Below are 19,859 nucleotides of genomic sequence, written 5' to 3'. Positions count from 1 at the left end.
GCTCCGTCACTCGCTGTTCGAGTGGGTGTGGACGCAGCGTACGCCCGCGCGCCGCATGCCGCCTTCCGCCGCGCTCGCGACCGACCATTCCGGGCGTGCGGCCTGCGGCCGTTCCGGGCGTCTGGTCTCGACGCCAGCATTAAGCGCGCTTTCGGTTGCGCCCCTCGCGGGCTTTCGCGTTCCAGTACTTTGGGCCGCTGCGTGCGCCGAGCCACTACGCGGCTCGCCGTACTCGCGACCGTCGCACTGGACACGGTCCCGCACTCCGGGCCGGACGCGAAAACGGCTTAAAGTTGGTCGCTTGCTCCAGGCGGGTCGGCGCGCGTGCTCGTCTGTCTGGCTATTTCTGCTCTCGCTCGCGCCCACACAGCACCGAAGGCGCGAGCGAGAGCGCAGGAGACGAGGAGCAGGACAGAGCCGAGTTGTGACTCATGTAGTGGTGAGTCTCGCAGAAGACGCGGTAGTGGGCGCGCCTTCGGAATCTCAGGGATTCCAATGACTACTACGAACACAATCGGTAAAGAGCGTTGGGTCGATGGACAGGAACGAGACTGGGCGGACGCAGAGCGGTTCCCGGACGTCGAGGAGACCCCGGAACTCGAAGCGACGGTCGAGTTGGAGATTCAGGCGAAGGTCGACCTGAACCACCCCGAAGGCGTCGGACGCGGACTCGCCCTCGAAGCCGAAGAGCGACTGTTGGCACGCGAGTGGGAACTCGAACGGACGCGACGGCGAATGGACAGAGACCAGGACTCAGACCGGGAAGCACGGACGAGAGCCGAAGTCGAGAAGGGGAGTGTCGAGCGACGCACCGAGTTCGAGAAGCGAGCGGCGAGCGTCGACCCGTGGCAACACCCAGATCAGGATGACCCGCGGGAAATGCTTTCGCAAGAGGAACTGGCGGCGGTGAACCAGCAGACGGTGCGAATCGCTGAGAAGCTACCAAGGTGGTCGAGAGCGGCCATCAGTCGGCGGTTGGCCGAGCGTGTTGTGGACGGCGCGAGTGTGCTCAGCGCGGTCGTCGGTGTTCACGAAGAGCTCCAGACGGAACCCGGGTACGTGATTCCGATTGCGAAGGTTGGGGAAGTGAATCGACGAGAGGTGAGCATTCACGGGACTGTGGAAGTCCTCTGGCAAGCCACCCACCCGAAGATAGCGCAAGTTGGGCTCATAGAGGACGAGACGGGACGAATCAGGTTCACGGTGTGGCACAAGAGCAGGGCGCCAATCGTGCGAGAAGGTGAGCAGGTCGAGTTCCGAAGCGTGGCCAAAAATTGGTACGAAGGACGATGCTCAGTGGCTCTGACTGGCTGGAGCACCGTGAATTTCCCCGAACGCGGTCGGTGAAGGAATAGCGATACTCCACTCTTTGCTGTCTTTTCGAAACCATCCACCCACGCCCGCCTCCCCACCCACCGCTCCCGGCCTCCCGATGACATCGGGAGGCCGGCAGCCACAACCTCATCGGATGATGGACTACATGTTTGAGGCAAGAACGTTTATCGGTCGCTGGCCTCCTTGGACAGCACGTATTGAACTCATTACCAATTACTTCTCCACCCGATATTTATAATATAGCAAGAAGGGTAACCCCCCAACGTATATTGCAATAAGGAAGGTAATCAGATAGTCAATTGACTTTGTAGTACTTCGACGTACTCTTCAATTGAGCTGTTGAATCCGATTTCCAAATGTCTCGTGGAACTGCTCACCATTCTCTATAAACCAGTCGAGGTACGTATCCCACTTGTCTCGATTCTCGAGATGGCCATTAGTCCGGAGTTCAATTCGACTTCGCATATTTCCGCTTCTGGTCTCCTCGGGCTCTATCCATAGGAGTGGCTCGTCGAAGTCGCCTTCAATTTCACTCCGGTAGGCTTCTAATTCGTAGTAGGCATCGGCATCGTCCTCGATAATAAGGGCAATACAGAGCTCGTGCTCGTCCGGGTAGACGGCAAATGACATGTGGAATCCGGCTTTCCCAATTGGATTACTGTAATGATGTCGTGGCCGTGGTTTCCGGGCGCGTAGCGAGGTTGGTCGGGAGTTGATTCGATCTCGGAGTTCCGTCCAGAACTCCTCTCGACGCTTGTCACGATCTGAGAGTTCATCGCTCGTTCGTTTTGCCTTTTCCTTCCACTCACTAGGTTCCTCAATTGGATTCAGGCGAACGGCAGGGTCCGAATCACCGATGCGCCAGACCTCGAGGCGAATTGCAAAGAAATCGATTCCCTCTCGACTGTTGCTATTGAGCCACTGAAAGGCGTCTGTGTGCTCGTCGTTAAAACGAGGCGCAATCCATACGATGATATCCGCATCAACCCCAGCGGCGTAGGCCATAGCTTTCCCGAGATGATCATGGTCTGACACCGTGAGCTGATTCTCAATAATCACTGTACGCCCATCGTCGGCGACCCGGCCGTAGATATCAACGTTGTACTTGCCGACGTTCTTCTCGCGTTCAAGAACCTCCAGATCAAGACCCAGAGTATTTTCCAGATTCGAGGGCTCTTCGGCTTCGATTTCCCTTGCAAGCCACGGAGTAAATTCTTGCTCTTCGTGGCTCCAATAGTCGCGAACATCTTGTGATACTAAGGGAGTGAACTCGGGCATTATCCCACATATCATCGTTTAGCAATGTAAAGGGTCGTGGTGATAGGTTAAGTTGCGAGACAGTGCTGTCTCAGCAGAATATGCTCCCCTGGTTAATACTGAGGTTTGAAACTCAATTCTGTGTGATTGTAGGAATAAAGTTTGATGCCGGATTCCTCACACTGAACACCGAGTTCTGCAGAAGGGACATTGCTCTGGTCGCCTAATTCCTTGTCGAGATGATGGACAAACGCAATGCTCACATCTCTTTCCGGCTCATCTGGTGCAGTTTCAACGACCTTGGCTAAATCCGGATCATCATAATCGGGTTTTATGACGTAATCCCCCAGGGTGAACGGGTTCTCCGGATACTCGAGGTTTGTATGTTTGTACGTGTAGAGCCTGATATCTTGGTCGTCACAGTAAGAGGCGAGCTTAGCGGGGTGAATTTCACGCCAGTTTCCAGGCCCTTCGTCGAGCGTGCTGGGGAACGCGACTTTAACGGCTTCGCCATCCATCGTCTGGCCATAGAGATCGACGTCTTGCTCTGGCGGGAGAACTTCTATGACGACTGCCACAGACGCATCATCATCGCCAGCTTTCACCACCCGATTACCCGGTTTGAACGGGTTCTCTGGTTTCTGGTTCATGTGGGCTGTGTTCGGCCCTAAATCGTGTAGCTCGTTCATTGGGCGAGCAGCAAGGTGGGCGAGTTTCTCCGGCTCATCACCTGAATATGCAGCTTGGGTACGAACCTTCGACTTGAGTGTCTCAGTGTGTTCCCAGCCGAGGAGGATGAGTGCATCTTCGTTGTCGCGATGCCAGACCATGACGATGATGTCATCGTCAGGATCGTTTTCTAGAATGTTTGCAGGCCGGAATGCAGAGACATCTCGTGAGGTTTTAACGTCAACTTCGTAGCCAAAAACCTCGAAATCATATCCGGAGAAACTCTCGGGGTTACAGCGACGGATAGCCTCCTCATTTTGCCAGTCCCACATCTCGACCGGGAGATACTCTCGGCAGAACTGCTCGAAGGCAAGTTCACCGAGGTTCCCAATTCGCTTGACGTCGATATCGTCGCATCCTTGGATAACCGCCTGATGGTTTGCTCGTTCTCTGTCGATCTCGTCTGGGGTATACAGGTACATTACAGGTAGATTATTTGATGTTGTAATGTGTTTTTCCCTTGGACAATGACGGACTGCAATCTGTATTGCAGAGGAACTTGCCGAAGAGAGGGAGGACCACCACTATTCAAAGCACAGGTTCGCTGGTAAATTCAGTATAGATTCAGTAAAGCTGGAAATAATTGCTTGGACAACCTGTGACAGGACCGCGAACGCCGAAGTGAATCATTATATCTGGGAAACCAACGAGAGCGCCATTGATGGAACCTTACGGCCTGCGACAGAAGACGAACTCCCAGAAGTTGACGAGTTCGAACTGCCCGAAGTCCCCGACCCCGAGTCGCTGAGTCGAGGAGACCCTTACGAGGGTCCGCTTGGCGGTTACCAAATCAGCGTCGACTCAGAAGGGCGTCCTTTTAGAAGTCGTCGGAATTCTCGTCGGTACATCGTGACACCAGCCATCAAGGACGCCGCAGAGTACGTTCACGAGAAGAAAGGTGGAGGAACGATCACGGTCACCGATGCGGACCACATGATCACACGCCTACCCAACCGCGGTCCAGTGTTCCTCGGGGTACTCGAAGGTGGATTTGATTCGATCGAATACGGAGAAAATTCGGGGATACTGAGTGAGGACGCACCGTCGACTCTCGACGAGTTGTGATATTGACCTTATTGACGCACATCACTGCGGTGTACAGTTAGCGGGCTAAGTGCGACGAACTACGATTCTAAAGTGCTTTCCAGCCAAGTTCGTAACTGGTCTGCCACCTCAAAAGCCATCGTAGCTGGACTTGTTTGTTCTGCCAAGGTTCACCACCTATCCGACCTTGAAGCCTAGTACTAGTACCTGGTGCCTATAAACGCTCCAAGACTAGCGTCAGTCCGCTCCGCAAGATACTCCTCGATATCCGTCTGCTGCCAGCCTAACGGCGAGAGCACACTCTCGGCCGCCCGAAGCAACTCCTCGGCGTAGAACTCCGCGTCGTACTCGTCGACTTCTCCGGCCAACTGGACGCGTTCTCGCGACCGCTTCGAGTCGTCGACCACCACGTAGGCCACGCCCTGGCCCGGCTGGATGTCCGGGCCGTCGTCCGCCGCTCGCTCGAGCACCGCGACAGTCCGCGTCGAATGGGCGTACTGTTCGGCCTTCTTCGACGTTCGCTGCTCAACGACTAGCTCGCCCGAATCAACCTCGCCAGTCCGAAGCTCCTGAAGCGCCCGCTGGAGTCGGTCGCAGACCGCTTCCGGCGATCGCGTCTCGTCGAGAACCCTAACGAGGTCCTCCTGGACGTCGGCGATGAACGGCGGGGTACTCCGCTGGCGAATCTCGATGCCACGGTACTTGAATTCCCGTTCGTCGACGTCGGTCGCCAGTGCCCCGAAGTACTTCGTGAGTGCCCCGGCGTCGCTGGTTCGCTGAGGGACGAACGCGACCCAGTCGTAGGCCGACTCGTACTCCAATCGAATCCCGACGTCTGCCGTGATCTCCTCGGCGAGCGTCTCCAGCGATTCCTGTTCCTCGCCGTCGCGCGGCGTCACCCAGATGGAGTCGACGATGCCGTGGACGACGCGCCACCCGCCGTCCTCGAGCGCCTCCTTTGCGTCCAGAAGAATCTCGCGGGCAAATGCGTTGATAGCCTCGTGGCACTCGATGCGGCCGAACTTCGCGTTCGAGAACCCCTGATAGCCGAAACACGACACCAGAATCCACTTGATAGCGTCCGACTTGCCCTGGAGTTCCTCGCGGCGCTGTTCGTCGTCCGTCTCCCGCAACTCGGCCTTGATATCGTCGCGGTCCTCGATGAGCGGCGCCAGTACGTCCGGCAGATACCCTCGATCGTCGCAGATGCTGTAGCCGAGTCCTGGGACATCTTCGCGGTCTGAATGACACTCACAGCAAATCTTGTCCGGGCTAACGTTCCGCGTCCGGATGATGTTCGGATACAGCGAGGAGAAGTCCAACTCATGGACGTTCTCGTGAAGGCCGACATCGGGCGCGGAAGGTGAAGATACCTACGGAACATTCCTGACAGAGTACATCCTTGAAAGATGCAATTCGACCCGGGGAAGAGAGGAGTACCTGTTGGCTGGCCGGCGCTGGAAAGAACACCTCGATTGGCGCGAACGCCATCATGCACTTGCCGGTCCTACCGATGTTGAGGCATGGATTGGAAATCTGCTCGAACAAGTTTCGCTCGATACAGCCTATAACACCTATTGGGTGAAAATCGAGCGGTTCTATGGCTGGCTCCAAAATCACCCGAATCATCCACATTTGTACCATCCCGTTCTGATGGTCGCCGCAAACCTCGAACACGCAGGTCGTGTTTGGGACAAGAAAATTGAGCGAAGAGGAGGGTCGCGATGACTGATGATTTTTCCGCAGACAAAGAGCGACTCGCCGAAGCTTTCGGTCAAGAAATTGACCCTCTTGCCAAGTACGAGGCGACGTTCGAAGCAACAGGTATTGACCCGTTCGACCTGTTCGCAGATGAAGTCCTAGATGCGAAGAGTATCACACCACGGACGCGGGCTGGCTACCATCGATTGTTCAAACAGTGGCGAGCGCACATGCACGAACAGGGCCGCCACCCCGCGTGTTTGGCTGAACAGCATTTACGGTCGTTCATCTACCATGAGCGCGACGATAAGGGGAATCACCCGGGGACCGTGAAAGAGAAAGTCCGCAAACTCGAGGAGGTCTATCGATACTGGCAGGCTTCACCGAGTTTCCCACACTCTTCGGAGTACAATCCGTTCACTATCGTGAAGCAGACGGTAGCGCTGGATGCACCAGAGCAGAAGCCGCTCCCACGAATTCCGCTTGTAGAGCTACGAGACTTCGTCGGACGTGTTAAGACGTTGCGCAATCTGGCGATTGTCCTGATGCAGCTCAAATTGGGACTCCGCGCAACAGAGGTTTGTAATCTACCCCTTGGTGAACTCAACCTTCAAGACGAGGAACTCCAAACACACTTCCAGTCTCTCGGCAATCACTGGATGCTCAACGGACGCCCGAATGCCGTGTACATTCCTCACGACCGATTTGGAAACAAATCCGGACGTCCCCGAGTCCTGCCCCTTGATACAGAACTCCAAGACGTTCTCACACGGTACCTTCTCGTTCGGCCCGATAGCGGCGAACCGTGGATATTCCTCAGCGAGAAAGGGAACAAGTTGCGACGAAAAGTAGTTAGTGAGATTTGGCGTGACGTGTTTCACCCAAAGTACGCGGAAACCGAACACCACCGACCTGTCTCAAGCCATTACGGCCGACACCGATTCACGTCATATTGGCGAGTAGAACAGGACCTCCCTCGGCCGTTAGTGAAGTACATGCGTGGTGATCGGCCGGATAGCGAGTCAATCACGGAGCGGGCCGGAATCGACGACTACATTCACACCTACTACGAGGACATCGAATCGGTACATCGACGAGAAATCTATCGGCTATTGTAGCGACGCTCGGTCATCACGTCGCCCATCGTCATTCGCTTAGTCACTCTCATGGTCGCGCGTAGTGAGCGAGACGCCCTTCTCCTGGATGAGGCGGATTTCCCGGGAGCCCTCGTTGATGGAGATGTGCTGGTCCCCGTAGTTGATGAACGGCATGTGGGTGTTCCATAGCCAAGAAATGGAAACCAGCCTCTTGACAACTAGTTCATATAAGTGGCCCACAAGAAATCGACGTGGAGCAGTACGAAGTAATGGGGTAATAACCTAATCTAGCTAGGAATTGGATATTACTAAATTTTATTTAATGCCCAAACTTTTCAGCCTTGAGAGTACGTCTGGCTAATATAGGGAGGGGCAGTCGTGAAGGTCGAGGGAATAAATGTACAATAATAGTATATTTTTCCTGTTTCATTCTGGAAATTTACGGCCAAGAATATGACTTTTTAGTCTTCTACAGTTTCCTCCCCGTTTAGCCTGTGATGGGTGGCAAGGGCTTGATAAAACATTTTTATTCGTTGAGTTGCAACTCCAGGGCATGGATTTCACCGAGCTAGTTCTTGCGGGGATGGTAAATCAGTTATCAGAAGAAATTGGTGCGAGAGAGCACGCCGACGCTATTTCGTTTGAGGTGAATAACAGAGACGATATAAGGGAACTGAACAAGTACAGCGCCGAAACCCCAATAATCGCTACTGCGGGATACGGCAAATCTGAACGTAGATTGAACATTGAGCGCAGAATCGAGAACATAGAGCAAGCAGCGAAACTGGATTCCGTTGAAGCGGTAGACATCAACTATGATATTGTCAAGAAAAACCCAGAGATTCTCGATTCATTACGAGAAACCGATGTCGAAATCATCGTTTCATATCGTGATTACTCCGATACTCAAAAACGTCTAACACTGCTCTCCATCGTTAAGGAAGCTGCCGAGTACGGGGACGTTGTATATATCGAAACAACAGCGCAAAAACTAGATGACGCTTTAACCCTTCTCACTATTATCAACGAAGCAACGAACGGAGATATCCGAATTGGAGGAATCGCGAGAGGAGAAATTGGCCGCCATACCCGTGTTATTGCACCGGCATATGGCTCAAAGCTTGCCTATGCTCCAGTGAACGAAGCCGGAAGGAACGTTGGCTCCGACGAGTATAGTCTCAAAGAACTCGCAAAGCTCATCAAAGATTCAGAAGAGCCTTGCCCACCGACATCGCTTCACGACAAAATCACGAATCCGATGCTTACAGACGACCAAGAAATCGAATAAATGCGGTCGTATCTTCCTCGTTCAGCCCTCTTTAGCACTCAGGAAAGGTCGAATCTTCTAAGTTGGCAAACTCCTCATCGGGTATAGTTGAGATTCTTAATTCGACCAGAGAGATATCGTTGTAGCGTTGGTCGTCGTCGAGTTCGGGGAATAGCTCACGGATGTCCGCCTCTATCGAGAATGTAAGTTTGTTGTCCGAGAGCGAACTCTCTACCAGAGACGCCGAAACCGTCGTGTTTCTTGCCTCAGAAAGCTTCTCCTCAAGATCGTCTTTTACCTCGTCGGTTCTATCCTTGAAGCGTACCATGTTCAAAAGTGGAGCGAGATGGTGATAAATCCACCGCCAAGTGACAAGGGAATTCCTCAAAGCGTCCTACACAGGACTTGAACTCACGATTGGCGATCATCTTCTTACTGGGCGTCAATCTGAGAAACGACAGGACAGCTGGCATTCAACAGAATCGACTGGGCAACACTCCCGAACAGAACTTTCCCGGTCCGGGAGCGTTTTCGAGGACTAACTACGATATACCGTGCATCCTGTTCTTCAGCGTACTGAATAATCTTGTCTGCGGGGTTTCCGACCAAGCCAACAGTCTCGTAAGGTACACTGAGGCTGGAGATAGACTTCTCTGCCATCTCTGCCGCTGCAGACCGGATTTGTTCCATGTCCTTCGGTTCGTCTGCCTGCGCGCTGGTAATACCCAGGTCAAGGAATTCAGAACGTGTCAGTGCGTGTACAACGTGAACCGTCTCATCGAATGCCTCTGCTAATACTGCTGCCTCGTCAATAACGAGCGACGATTTCTCGGATCGATCAACTGCGGCAACAATCACCATGTGTTCATATCTATCGCTGGACCACAATATAGTTTTGCTCTTCCAGAGTGTCGAGCGACGTCTTCTCGCGCCCTGTCTGTAGTCATCTTATCGTCAAATGAATCAAAATGACCCCAAAAGGAGGAAGAGGGAAATTCGGTTTCCATCGTTATTGAAATTCTGAGGGTGTTAGAGCTATTCTATTACACCAGTAGTACTGTAATTCTCCTCCTATTTAGAGGTGATTTGGGGCCTGAGTTTCGACATTATTGAAACCCTTCTTAGAAATTGGTTTGCATCCCCGATGTCGAATTTTCTATAGTTCTAGGCGAAAATAAGGGCGCTTCCAATTGAGCAAAAGTAGAAGTATTCTCTCTGGAGGATCAGTACCACCTAGTTCGATGCAATAGGTGAGAACAAGAGGCCAACTGAGATTGATACCCGATTTGCCCGTAAAAAGGCGGTACGTAGAGTATTGCTTACTGAGTGTATTCAGTGTTCAACAACCTCTACAAGGTGGCTAAAATACGAAGAACACGACCGACTTCGGTCAAAGGGGGTGATTAGGCCGTTCCACGAAGTGCCCGTGCAGTCGGAAGTAGTATCGTTAGTACGCTGAGCAGTAGGATGAGAAGGGCAAGAGGACTGCCGAGGAAGATATCAAGTGACCCGCCCGAAAGCGCAAGCGAGCGACGCAGGTTCACCTCAGCGATTGGGGCAAGAATTAATCCAAGGACCATCGGTGCGAGCGGATAACCACGGAGGCGCATCACGTACCCGAGTAGTCCCGCTCCGAGCATCACCCATGCGTCGAAGAGATTGCCACGAAGGGCAATTGCGCCGATGACACAAAGCAGTAGGATGATGGGCCAAAGGAACTGCTTCGGGATGTTGATGATCTTCGCCCAGTAGTTTGCGCCAAGAAGTCCGAAGAGCAATATGAAGACGTAAATGATCAGGAACCCGACGAATATGGTGTACAGTAGTACTGGTTCATCTTTGTAGAGCCCTGGACCAGGGTTCACGTCGTGAACTAACAGGGCACCAATGAGAATTGCGGAGACAGAGTCGCCTGGGATACCTAACGTAAGCGTCGGAATCAGCGCACCGCCGGTACTTGCGTTGTTACCAGATTCGGCAGCAGCGACACCACGAATGTTTCCGTCACCGAATGACGGGGTTGCATTCTTGAGCCACCGTGTCGCCTCATTGTACGTGATGAACGCTGCAATGTCACCTCCAGCACCTGGAATAGCACCGACAAGCGCTCCAAGAACACCAGACGCCGTACTAACAGGGGCAATTGCCCGTATGTCCGACAACGACGGTAACAGCCCCGAAATATCTTGGTCAACTTTCTCTTGGTTCTCGTCAATTCCTTCAGAATATTTACGAAGTCCTTCGGCGATCCCAAACAGCCCTATCATCACGGCAATGAATTCAACACCAGTCAGAAGTTCAGGGATATCGAACGTGAATCGGTGGAAGCCCGTGATTGGATCAATTCCTATGGATGCAACGAGCATTCCGAGAAGGCCGGATATCATCCCTTTTGTGAGGGAATCTCCGCTCACACTGGCGATAATCGTGAGTCCGAAGACGGCAAGTGCGAAAAACTCGGGTGACCGAAAGCGGAGTGCAGCGTTCGCAATAACAGGCGAGAAGAACATTAATGCGAAGACGCTTATCACTCCACCGACGAAAGAAGAAACCGTGCTGACCCGGATAGCTCGTCCGGCTTCACCCTTTTGGGATAGCGGATATCCGTCGAAGATTGTCGCTGCTGCCGACGGTGTCCCTGGCGTTCGAATCAAGATGGCTGGAATCGACCCGGCATAGACTGCCCCGCCATAGATACCTAAGAGCAGCATCATTCCGTGTGCTGGCTCCATCGTGAACGTGAATGAGAGCAACACGGCGATCGTCATCGTCGCCGTCATTCCGGGAATGGAACCCATAAGAATCCCTAACGAGATTCCCAAGATCATCAGTCCGATTACGAACGGGTCCATGACGTTCACGAACCCCTGGACAATGTATTCGAAGACCATTAGAACATCACCCCCAGCGGGAGCCGTGGAAGCAGTCTCGAAAACGGAATGATTCCCTCAGGTAGCCGCACTAGGAAGATGCGGCCGAAGATGTAGAACAACAGGATGGGAAGCCCTATCGAGAGTGCGATGAGGGTCGGCTTTGAGCGGATATTCGAATAGTAAAGGAACACCGGGAGAAACAGCATCGACCCGACTAAAAATCCGGTAATGGGCATGAGGAAGACGTAGGCCACAAGCAACCCTAGCACGACAGCCGGCGATCTAAAGTCGAGTTCGGTCATTTCCAGTTCAGTTTCCGTCTCGTTCAGGAGGTCAATAGCGGCAAAGACGATAATCCCAACTGAAATGAGCATCGGGAAGAAACCGGGACCAAGGGTGCCCTCCTCCGGGAACGTACTCGCGGTATAGATGACCACGAGCGAGAGGAGGATGAATCCCAGCGACAAGGGACTCGATGAGATTGAACTTCCGGAAGTCCGATCAGCTACATCTCCTATCCAGCCTTTAATCATTAGTGTCTCACGCTCGTGTTGCGAAATCACGGATGGTAGTTGTATAAAGGTACTGGTCCCACCAGTTGGTTATTGGAACGCGGTGCTTTTTATCGATACAAAGTTGGTTTATTATTACATCTGTCGTGCTCGCTTAGGGTGAGGTACCCGAGAACCGTCAGTGGACCGACGACCTTAATTAGGATTGTCTCATATCTGGCGGTTGTAGATGAGCGCAAATAACGTATTAGAGGGAATCGACCAGATACAGTTCGAGCACGTTCGGGTGTTCGTATTGGAAGATATGCCAGCGGAGGGGGAAATCACACTCATCGACACGGCGTTCGACGAAAACGGCGAGGAACTCGTTGAAACGCTTCGAGCCGAATACGGAACCGTTGACCGCGTAATCCTTACCCATGGCGATCACGGTCACCACGGTGGACTCGCTCACGTGGTTGAGGCGTTCTCGCCCGAACTCGCAATGCCGGCGGACGAGACGAAACTCTACGACCACCTCGATGAGGCGGACCTCGACATCGAGCCTGACATTGCCTTTGAGGATGGAGACGTCCTTGAAGGCAACATTCGAGTCATTCAGGTACCCGGGCACACAGAAGCGACGTCGGCGCTACTCCTCAAAGACAGAAACATCCTCATCTCCGGTGATGCTCTGGACGGTGCTGACCGAGGCGGACTTCCAGAAGGGTATCTCCTTCCGCCTCCGGCACTGTTCAATGACAATCACAAGGATGCAGAGCTTAACCTCTACAATCTACTCGAACACGACTTCGTTACGCTGCTGGTCTTCCACGGTTCACACGTCTTCGAGAACCCCAAGGGCAAACTGGACGACTATCTCGTAGAGCGTGAATGGAACGAGTGGGATCCGCGGAACAACTGATTCGTCGCTCCCAATCACGCCTCAAGCGAAATGCCAGCTAGACGTCTGCAGTACTGAGACGTACATAGCCAGTCTCAATTTCTCCCTCTCAGCATTCAGATATCCTTAGAGGTGGGATTATGGTGCGTTCACGCATTCTAGAGCGACCAAAGAGATGACCGCTTCGCCAACACCCTTGAGAACGAAGTGCTGAGAATGGTCATCTGCCTAAATTAAGGATACATGCACGAAGCAATCATCACTCTCGTAGAGAGGATGCATCGAAGATGGGTTTGCAGGTTTCACCAGCCAAGAATGCCTTGAAGGCTTTCTCTGAGTCAAGCAGACTGAATCGGTCGTCAAGGAACGTCTCATGGTCGATGTCACCCGAGGCGCTCAGTCGGAATGCTCGTTCGAAGTCCTCATACATTGCACTGTAGGAACACTGCAAGTCTACCTCTGCTCGAACGAGCGGAGTATAGGACAGTGTTGTTTCTCCCGGTTGGCCAACGATAACGATTTGTCCACCCTTACGGACCTCCTCGGCGGCCATCGTGAGTCCCGAGGGATGACCGGTCGTATCGAAGACCACATCATACCCGATTCCATCAGTGAATTCCTCACGGTACGCCTCCAAGTCCATCTCCTCGATGTTGATCGCCGAAAACCCGAGTTTCTCCGCGAGCGGTAGACGGTACTTCGTGTCCGGAGTGACGCCAGCAACGGTAACTGTTGCTCCCTCTGCTGCTGCAACCTGTGCAGTGAGAAGGCCAATCGGACCTGGTCCAGCGACGAGAACTCTGTCGCCCGCATCAACTCGGGAGTTCTCGATGACTGCGCGTGTGCAGACCGCAGTCGGTTCAGCGAGCGCCGCATGTCGTGGATCGACATCGCCCGGTACCGATTGGAGGGAATCCTCGGGCGCAATTATGTACCCTGCATAGGCCCCATTATGGTCTATCCCCGTCAGTTGGGAATCTTGACAGATGTTTTCCATGCCGGTCTGGCACTGGTAACACTCACCACAACCATGAATGGGGCGTTCAACGACACGTTCTCCCTGAGAGAACCGTGTGACGTTCTCACCAAGTTCAATTACTCGGCCTGTGTACTCATGGCCGATAATCGTCGGCGTATCCATCCGTTCGAACGCCGATTTGAATTCATATATTCCAGCATCGCTCCCACAAAGTCCAGCGTAGTCCACTTCGATCAACACTTCGTTCGACTTCGGCTCCGGAGTATCGACGGTGATGAGTTCCATACTCCCAGACTCATGGCTGGTCTTCGCCAGTCCTTGCATACGCGAAAACTCGGCTGTGGCGTATTATAAGGTTTCGCATTGGTATATGCTAACGCTCTGACCGCCTGATTCCGTTGAATCCAGACTGGTTGAAGACCGAATTGCGAGTTTTTGGGGGCATATCCGGGTAATTCCCTCCATTTGTAATCGCCATCGAGTCATTGAAATGACTTTTCTCCATCGACGGAATCTGACGGTAATCAGTCCGCCTAACCGAAGGTTTAATATGTTGGGTCAAACATGAAGGATAGTATGGCAGGCGATAGCAGTGAAAAAGCCAGTCGTCGAACCGTGCTCAGCCGACGAAACTTCGCAAGAACCGTCGGGGCGTCAGGTCTCGCGGCAACTGCTGGCTGTCTCGGACAGCTTACGGGCAAGCAGGAGTGGCCGGCGCGTCCGGTTGAAATCATCGCTCCGTGGGCAGCGGGCGGTGGTGCCGACCGAACCAGCCGTGCCGTTGCAGATGCTGCCAAGAGCCATACCGATGTCTCTTGGAACGTAAGTAACCAGACCGGTGGTTCCGGTTCCGTCGGGATGAATGCCGCCGCAAACGCCGAGCCGGACGGTCACACGCTTGGGTGTACGGCACCTGAAATTGCGTTGTTCGAACACCTCGGAATCGCCAAACTCAGTCCCGACGATATCACGCCGATTATGCAGTACACTGAGTTCCCGGCAGCACTCGTCGTCAAAAAAGACTCTCAGTTCAAATCTCTCGATGATTGGATCTCCTACGGGAAGAAGAACAAGCTCAAGATGGCCAACTCCGGATTCGGTTCGTCGTGGCACATGGCTGCGGCAGCCATCGCGGACGAGGCAGGCGTAAAAGTCGAACACATCAGCTACGATGGTGCAGCGCCTGCAATGACGGCCGTCGCAAACGGTGAGGTCGACTGTACTGCGGTGGGTGCCGCTGAAGTCGCACCCCAGGTCAAGGACGGAAAGCTAACCGCACTGGGCGTCGCGTTCGACAAGAAGGTGAAGTCGCTTCCGAACACCCCGACGTTAGCGAGCCAGGGTCTCGACATCCGTATCGGTTCCTGGCTGGCGCATTTTGCACCCCCGGAGCTTTCCGAAGACCGCCAAAAGAAAATCGTGGACGTGTACAACTCGGTCTACGAGGACAAGGCGTTCAAGGAGTTCATGAGCAACAACGGATTCATCCGTGTCAAGCGTGGCCCCAAAGAACTGAAGAAGTTCCTCGACGAGCAGTACAAGTACTACGGAAACCTGGTAGACAAACTCGGCATCAAGAAACAGTAACCACCTGAGCGACGTCGACGAGGGAGAGGTATGACCTTTGTCCGTAGTGCATTTTGGTGCTACAGTGCCCAAAATGCTCGAATGGTGCTGTCCCCTGTTTTTTAGGAGTATGATAGTCAACGGTGGTAACAGGTAGATTCTGTCCCCATCGAACCTTTTTGACGGACTCCAATATTTATTTGATTCCAGACAACATCCTGAACGAGAGCGCCAGATAGCCCACCGATGGTTTTACGTGTATTGTTTGCCTCAACGAGTATGTGCATACAATAGAGTACGATATCGAGAAACCGGACAGTGAAATCGTTGAGGCTTTCGAAGAGGTTCCCAGTACAATCGTTTCCGACGTGACTGGGAACGTCGGCCTGACGATGGACTCTGGGATTAGACCTGCTTACGACGGTGTCGAGATGGCCGGCACTGCGGTCACAGTTAAAGCAGCGCCGGGCGACAACCTGATCATCCACAAGGCCATCACGATGGCCGAACCGGGTGACGTCTTGGTTATCGATTGTGACGGCTACACCGATACAGGACACCTTGGAGAGCTGATGTGCCAGTCCTGTAAAGCGCACAATCTCTCGGGGGTCATCATCGATGGAGCCTACCGAGACAGTAGAGAAATCGCTGAGATGGAGTTCCCGGTCTACGGCCGCGGTGTCAATCCCCAAGGACCCCTGAAGCAGGATCCTGGTTCGATCAACGTCACAATCTCCTGTGGCGGTGTAAGTGTCGACCCAGGAGATATCGTCGTCGGTGACGATGACGGAATAGCGGTCATCCCCGGAGACGGTGCTGAGGAGGTCCTCGATCTCGCCCATCAGAAAATCAATGCAGAGGATACGACACGCCAAGAAGTCAAAGAGGGTGCGTACCTCTACGAGATCAACGGCTACGATGAACTGTTCGAGGAGTTGGAAGTCGTCGGTCCAGAAGACTCGATTCAGTAACCACACACCGCAGACGAACAGACTCAACTAGAATGGAGTCAAACGCTAACCGCTTTTTCGCCAGTACATCGAATCTCTTTGGACGGACACCGTGTCATCCGTCAAGCTCTGTTTCTCGCTTACTCTGGAGGACTCGTCCACTCTGAGCCGTTGTCCTGTGGCTCGTAGCCGAGAACGGCCTGTGCATGCTCGATATCGAACCAGCGAGCATCGTTGCCACTTACTGCGTAGAACGTATCGTAAGTGACGTCCTCATCCTCAAGACAACACTCTAGCATCTGTGCAAAGTCGCGTTGAGACGTCCACGATGCCTTGAGCCGCTTTTCCATCTCCTTGTACTCTTGACTTCCGCGTTCCCAGGAGCCAGTTTGGGACTGATCCCATACTTCTCCATCCTCGACCTTGTGCTCACCACCGCGGTCGACTCCTCGCTCAGCGTCACCGTAGGGGTGGTCATATTCTTCCGTTCGGACGCTGGAAATCCGGAGAGAGTAGACCTGCTCGGGCGCACCGTCACGACGCGCATGGGTTTGGCAAATGTACTCACCGAACATCTTCGACGCACCGTAATAACCGTCGGGCTTCGGTATCGTCTCGTGAGAAAGTCTGAGAGGATCGTACTCACTGGGATAGTCCTCCTCGTAGAGTTCTGGTGCGTGTTCTTCTTCGTACAGTCCCATTACTCGCTGTGAGGACGCGTAGATGAGCTTCTTGACGTCTGCGTCCTCCATTGCTTTGAGGACGTTATACGTGCCCACGATGTTTGGCTCAATAATATCCTCAAACTCAGCCCCTGCGTCCGATTGAGCCGCAAGGTGAATGACGGCGTCTTGTCCGTCAAATGCAGGTCGGATTGCCTCGTAATCGGCGATATCGGCGACGTGGGTTTCGTATTCCGGGTGATCGCTTCGGTTGAGATACGTGAAGTTGTACTCCTCTTTGCCGGCCAAGTAGGTGAGAATCGCCTCGCCAGCCTCACCGTATGGACCCGTCACTAGTACGTTTTGGGCTGCCATCGATACTCTAAATCGACCACCCTCATATTTAGAGATTGTTGTAGTTGGAGAATATTGCCTCTATCACCATTTCAGTCCCAACGTCATCTATTTTCAAAATTATCGAAACTCACATCGGTCGCCTGATGGCCGTCCGTTACAGAACTACTCCTGTAATGGTATATAAGCCCTCGGTGAGAGTTCCCCTTCAAACCAAGTGGCAGGAGCGTTTTCGACATCATTGGAAAACTGCTCCAGTAGGACTCAAAACGGGAGATGTACAGGGCTCACACCCTGATAACCGAGGAAAGATGTTTATCACCTATACGCTCATTTGGGCTGTTGGAGCAGTTCTTACGCCCCAGCTCGTGAGCGTCACCCTCTCGATATCAAGATGGCGTGCCGTTTTTCTGGGTTCGTCTGTTTTTTTCATCCGCCGTAATCGCAGCTCAATACGATTTGCCTACGATTGATGCCGAACAAGCATTGTAATCAACGTAAATAAGAGGGCTTTGAGATAATGACATAAATTCCTCTATAATATTTTTCAGTATAGGTAGTCGTTCATCTCATACTTCAAGAGAATCTAACATAATTCCTTGCATTTTCCCGTTTGCAGTCTTTGCGCTCTAGCTATTTGGTTCCATAGTAGATGTACCTTTGCTGTATCTTCGTCAGCAATCGGTAACGGTATAATCCCTTCTATTTTCCAATTATTCATGTTTAGATGGTACATCGACGCAGGATAGAATCAGTTCGTGAGACGCCACATCAATACATATGTAATATTTTCCGCATTCATAATAATACCTACACTTATGTTTAGTGCGTAGAATACACGAGTTCGCTGAACTTATAGTACGGCGCTCAACGGGTAGTTCCCTTATCTGTATACCACCCTCCCGTTTCAATATTGTTGGAAATTTCGAGAGCTATTTGTACCGCCACTCTCTATAGACCTCCTATGGCGGATCAGAGCGAAACGGGCTCACGGCAATTGAAGAGTGTCAAACAATCGTTTGAGATTCTGGAGTATCTTCGAGAGACAGAGGGTGCAACGCTCTCTCAGACCGCGGAGGATCTGGAGATGCCTGTGAGTACGACTCATATCCATTTGGCGACGCTCGTCGAGTCAAACTACGTTGTGAAGAGATCGAAGGAGTATCAATGTAGTTTAAAGTTCCTTGAGGTGGGTGGTGAAATGCGCGATGAGCTGGTTCTTTATCAGGCAGCCAAACCGGAGCTGGACGACTTGCGAGTAAAAACAGGTGAGCACACAAACGCTACGGTAAAGGAAAATGGGTATTCTGTCCAGTTATATAAGTCCCAGAGTCCAGATTCGATCGACGATAACGCACCGATGGGTGACCACTTGTACCTCCATTCAACTGCAACAGGAAAGGCCATTCTTGCAGAACTGACGGAAGACGAAGTTGATCGTGTCATCGATGAACGAGGACTTCCAGCACTGACCGACGATACAATTACCGATGAGGATACTCTCTTCGAAGAACTCGAGGATATTCGTGAACGAGGGTACTCTATCAACCGTGGAGAACACTACGCTGGGGTCTGTGCAGTGGGGACTGCAGTTGTCTCAGAACCGGACAACGCAATCGGTGCAATAAGCATTAGTGGCCCGCAGAGCCGAATGGAGCAAGAGCGAATTGAAGAGGAATTGGGCCCTGAACTTCTGAGCAAGAAGAATATAATCGAACTCAAGATCAAAAAGAATCGGTAAATACACCCTCTCGGCCACTTCCTCCTTGACGTCATTGTTGAACGAGCCGCTGGTACACGAATTCGCTTATCCGGGGGAGTAGTACAGAACAACGGCCCCGGATGGTTTTTATGCACCTAGTTAGAATAACCGACTATGAATGCGGGCGAATACCAGCTTGTTGGATTAACCGACGATCTAAGCCAAGTGTCTACTGTCGAGGATATCATTGATTTAGTAGAGTTTCGATTTGGTGAGGCAAAAGACCCGTATGGACAAATATCCAACTATGATGGTGATACCCCAATCATCGTTTCAGACGTTGTTAATCAAGTCAATAGCAGTGAGGAGCAGGAAAAAGCACTTTACAACATCGTCTCGGAACAACCCGCAGACAAAATTAAAACAGTAGAATTCGAACTATCTGTGGCGAAAGAAAACGAACACATTGTGAGGAAATTTCAGAAAGAAAGCGCTAGCACAGTCATCTCATACTATAACGTGGAAGAAACACCTACCGAACAACGGCTTCAGAATATTATTTCAAATTGCTCCCAATATGGGGATATTGCAAAAATAGTCGTTCGAGCCGAAACAGAAACTGACGCTTTATCTCTACTCCAGTGTCTCAATGCGGCGTCTCGTCAAGGAATTGACGTCGCTGGCTATGCACTGGGGGATATTGGAAAACACACTCGTGTAATCAGTATTTTCTACGGGGCACAGATGGCCTATGCCCCTATTGCTGGTTACGAAGGGAGCTCGGACACTGAGGAAATTGATCTGCGTCTCCTCCAGAATCTCCTTAAAACACTAATCAATTCCGAGAGCGCCACTCTAATTGACGAGCTTCAGGGGAAATTTTAGAGGTACTCCTCGTTTCTCGGTTCGGAGGATTCAATCTGGTCTACTTCACCAGACCGAGATGGA

At 52.4% G+C, this 19,859-nt stretch carries 18 protein-coding genes and 1 pseudogene; 10 read left to right on the top strand and 9 right to left on the bottom strand.

Features of this window, described 5'->3' with window-relative positions:
* Positions 1-495 precede the first annotated feature (495 nt).
* Complete coding sequence (locus tag NGM07_RS16385) at positions 496-1,347, top strand: DNA-binding protein (RefSeq protein ID WP_253513477.1); 852 nt, start codon at positions 496-498, stop codon at positions 1,345-1,347.
* Between the two features lie 315 nt (positions 1,348-1,662).
* Here the strand turns inward: NGM07_RS16385 and NGM07_RS16380 are convergent, their stop codons facing one another.
* On the bottom strand, positions 1,663-2,613 hold the full coding sequence (locus NGM07_RS16380; protein ID WP_253513475.1) for a DUF4268 domain-containing protein: 951 nt from the start codon (positions 2,611-2,613) through the stop codon (positions 1,663-1,665).
* A gap of 92 nt (positions 2,614-2,705) precedes the next feature.
* On the bottom strand, positions 2,706-3,743 hold the full coding sequence (locus NGM07_RS16375; protein WP_253513473.1) for a DUF7961 domain-containing protein: 1,038 nt from the start codon (positions 3,741-3,743) through the stop codon (positions 2,706-2,708).
* Between the two features lie 427 nt (positions 3,744-4,170).
* Here NGM07_RS16375 and NGM07_RS16370 point away from each other — a divergent pair, with 427 nt between their 5' ends.
* Positions 4,171-4,386: a hypothetical protein gene (locus NGM07_RS16370; protein ID WP_253513471.1), complete on the top strand. Its 216-nt coding sequence runs from the start codon at positions 4,171-4,173 to the stop codon at positions 4,384-4,386.
* Positions 4,387-4,565: 179 nt separating this feature from the next.
* Here NGM07_RS16370 and NGM07_RS16365 read toward each other — a convergent pair.
* Positions 4,566-5,723, bottom strand: a pseudogene (locus NGM07_RS16365) (DNA polymerase domain-containing protein); the annotation flags it as partial.
* A gap of 85 nt (positions 5,724-5,808) precedes the next feature.
* On the opposite strand from NGM07_RS16365, the gene NGM07_RS16360 reads away from it, so the two are divergent.
* From NGM07_RS16360 to NGM07_RS16350, 3 genes are all read left to right on the top strand, one after another.
* Entirely contained in the window at positions 5,809-6,093 is a 285-nt protein-coding gene (locus NGM07_RS16360) for a hypothetical protein (RefSeq protein WP_253513470.1), read from the top strand.
* The gene (locus tag NGM07_RS16355; protein ID WP_253513468.1) at positions 6,090-7,184 is read left to right on the top strand and encodes a tyrosine-type recombinase/integrase; all 1,095 of its coding nucleotides are present in this window, start codon (positions 6,090-6,092) and stop codon (positions 7,182-7,184) included. The genes NGM07_RS16360 and NGM07_RS16355 overlap by 4 nt, the downstream gene beginning before the upstream one ends.
* A 532-nt stretch (positions 7,185-7,716) precedes the next feature.
* Positions 7,717-8,451 carry a type I 3-dehydroquinate dehydratase gene (locus NGM07_RS16350; protein WP_253513466.1) on the top strand — a complete coding sequence of 245 codons (735 nt, stop codon included), beginning with the start codon at positions 7,717-7,719 and terminating at the stop codon, positions 8,449-8,451.
* A gap of 31 nt (positions 8,452-8,482) precedes the next feature.
* On the opposite strand, the gene NGM07_RS16345 is transcribed toward NGM07_RS16350, so the two are convergent.
* The 4 genes from NGM07_RS16345 to NGM07_RS16330 form a co-directional block, all read right to left on the bottom strand.
* On the bottom strand, positions 8,483-8,758 hold the full coding sequence (locus NGM07_RS16345) for a hypothetical protein (protein WP_253513464.1): 276 nt from the start codon (positions 8,756-8,758) through the stop codon (positions 8,483-8,485).
* 104 nt (positions 8,759-8,862) lie between these two features.
* A complete protein-coding gene (locus NGM07_RS16340; protein WP_253513463.1) occupies positions 8,863-9,291 on the bottom strand; it encodes a universal stress protein in 429 nt (142 codons plus the stop codon).
* A gap of 542 nt (positions 9,292-9,833) precedes the next feature.
* A complete protein-coding gene (locus tag NGM07_RS16335; RefSeq protein WP_253513461.1) occupies positions 9,834-11,321 on the bottom strand; it encodes a tripartite tricarboxylate transporter permease in 1,488 nt (495 codons plus the stop codon).
* Positions 11,321-11,836, bottom strand: a complete 516-nt coding sequence (locus tag NGM07_RS16330) for a tripartite tricarboxylate transporter TctB family protein (protein ID WP_253513460.1) — start codon at positions 11,834-11,836, stop codon at positions 11,321-11,323. Before NGM07_RS16330 ends, NGM07_RS16335 begins: the two co-directional genes overlap by 1 nt.
* 208 nt (positions 11,837-12,044) lie before the next feature.
* Here NGM07_RS16330 and NGM07_RS16325 point away from each other — a divergent pair, with 208 nt between their 5' ends.
* Positions 12,045-12,719 carry an MBL fold metallo-hydrolase gene (locus NGM07_RS16325; RefSeq protein ID WP_253513458.1) on the top strand — a complete coding sequence of 225 codons (675 nt, stop codon included), beginning with the start codon at positions 12,045-12,047 and terminating at the stop codon, positions 12,717-12,719.
* A gap of 238 nt (positions 12,720-12,957) precedes the next feature.
* On the opposite strand, the gene NGM07_RS16320 is transcribed toward NGM07_RS16325, so the two are convergent.
* On the bottom strand, positions 12,958-14,001 hold the full coding sequence (locus NGM07_RS16320) for a zinc-dependent alcohol dehydrogenase (protein ID WP_253513456.1): 1,044 nt from the start codon (positions 13,999-14,001) through the stop codon (positions 12,958-12,960).
* Positions 14,002-14,253: 252 nt separating this feature from the next.
* Here NGM07_RS16320 and NGM07_RS16315 point away from each other — a divergent pair, with 252 nt between their 5' ends.
* Positions 14,254-15,264 carry a Bug family tripartite tricarboxylate transporter substrate binding protein gene (locus NGM07_RS16315; RefSeq protein ID WP_253513455.1) on the top strand — a complete coding sequence of 337 codons (1,011 nt, stop codon included), beginning with the start codon at positions 14,254-14,256 and terminating at the stop codon, positions 15,262-15,264.
* A gap of 260 nt (positions 15,265-15,524) precedes the next feature.
* Entirely contained in the window at positions 15,525-16,214 is a 690-nt protein-coding gene (locus NGM07_RS16310; protein WP_253513453.1) for a 4-carboxy-4-hydroxy-2-oxoadipate aldolase/oxaloacetate decarboxylase, read from the top strand.
* Between the two features lie 119 nt (positions 16,215-16,333).
* Here the strand turns inward: NGM07_RS16310 and NGM07_RS16305 are convergent, their stop codons facing one another.
* Positions 16,334-17,230: an NAD-dependent epimerase/dehydratase family protein gene (locus NGM07_RS16305; protein ID WP_253513451.1), complete on the bottom strand. Its 897-nt coding sequence runs from the start codon at positions 17,228-17,230 to the stop codon at positions 16,334-16,336.
* Between the two features lie 943 nt (positions 17,231-18,173).
* Here NGM07_RS16305 and NGM07_RS16300 point away from each other — a divergent pair.
* Positions 18,174-18,950, top strand: a complete 777-nt coding sequence (locus tag NGM07_RS16300; protein WP_253513449.1) for an IclR family transcriptional regulator — start codon at positions 18,174-18,176, stop codon at positions 18,948-18,950.
* A 135-nt stretch (positions 18,951-19,085) separates the two neighbouring features.
* Positions 19,086-19,796, top strand: a complete 711-nt coding sequence (locus tag NGM07_RS16295) for a type I 3-dehydroquinate dehydratase (RefSeq protein WP_253513448.1) — start codon at positions 19,086-19,088, stop codon at positions 19,794-19,796.
* The last annotated feature ends 63 nt before the right edge of the window (positions 19,797-19,859 follow it).

It is taken from the genome of Halorussus vallis, from assembly GCF_024138165.1.
Taxonomy (GTDB): Archaea; Halobacteriota; Halobacteria; order Halobacteriales; family Haladaptataceae; genus Halorussus; species Halorussus vallis.
The sequence above is the reverse complement of the archived record's forward strand: the minus strand, read 5'-3'. Positions and strand labels throughout refer to the sequence as shown.

What these genes read in the sequence shown, in the direction of transcription:
- NGM07_RS16385 (WP_253513477.1), top strand. Translation starts at nt 496, where the DNA reads ATGACTACTACGAACACAATCGGTAAAGAGCGTTGGGTCGATGGACAG.
- NGM07_RS16380 (WP_253513475.1), bottom strand. Translation starts at nt 2,613, where the DNA reads ATGCCCGAGTTCACTCCCTTAGTATCACAAGATGTTCGCGACTATTGG.
- NGM07_RS16375 (WP_253513473.1), bottom strand. Translation starts at nt 3,743, where the DNA reads ATGTACCTGTATACCCCAGACGAGATCGACAGAGAACGAGCAAACCAT.
- NGM07_RS16355 (WP_253513468.1), top strand. Translation starts at nt 6,090, where the DNA reads ATGACTGATGATTTTTCCGCAGACAAAGAGCGACTCGCCGAAGCTTTC.
- NGM07_RS16350 (WP_253513466.1), top strand. Translation starts at nt 7,717, where the DNA reads ATGGATTTCACCGAGCTAGTTCTTGCGGGGATGGTAAATCAGTTATCA.
- NGM07_RS16345 (WP_253513464.1), bottom strand. Translation starts at nt 8,758, where the DNA reads ATGGTACGCTTCAAGGATAGAACCGACGAGGTAAAAGACGATCTTGAG.
- NGM07_RS16340 (WP_253513463.1), bottom strand. Translation starts at nt 9,291, where the DNA reads ATGGTGATTGTTGCCGCAGTTGATCGATCCGAGAAATCGTCGCTCGTT.
- NGM07_RS16335 (WP_253513461.1), bottom strand. Translation starts at nt 11,321, where the DNA reads ATGGTCTTCGAATACATTGTCCAGGGGTTCGTGAACGTCATGGACCCG.
- NGM07_RS16330 (WP_253513460.1), bottom strand. Translation starts at nt 11,836, where the DNA reads ATGATTAAAGGCTGGATAGGAGATGTAGCTGATCGGACTTCCGGAAGT.
- NGM07_RS16325 (WP_253513458.1), top strand. Translation starts at nt 12,045, where the DNA reads ATGAGCGCAAATAACGTATTAGAGGGAATCGACCAGATACAGTTCGAG.
- NGM07_RS16320 (WP_253513456.1), bottom strand. Translation starts at nt 14,001, where the DNA reads ATGCAAGGACTGGCGAAGACCAGCCATGAGTCTGGGAGTATGGAACTC.
- NGM07_RS16315 (WP_253513455.1), top strand. Translation starts at nt 14,254, where the DNA reads ATGGCAGGCGATAGCAGTGAAAAAGCCAGTCGTCGAACCGTGCTCAGC.
- NGM07_RS16305 (WP_253513451.1), bottom strand. Translation starts at nt 17,230, where the DNA reads ATGGCAGCCCAAAACGTACTAGTGACGGGTCCATACGGTGAGGCTGGC.
- NGM07_RS16300 (WP_253513449.1), top strand. Translation starts at nt 18,174, where the DNA reads ATGGCGGATCAGAGCGAAACGGGCTCACGGCAATTGAAGAGTGTCAAA.
- NGM07_RS16295 (WP_253513448.1), top strand. Translation starts at nt 19,086, where the DNA reads ATGAATGCGGGCGAATACCAGCTTGTTGGATTAACCGACGATCTAAGC.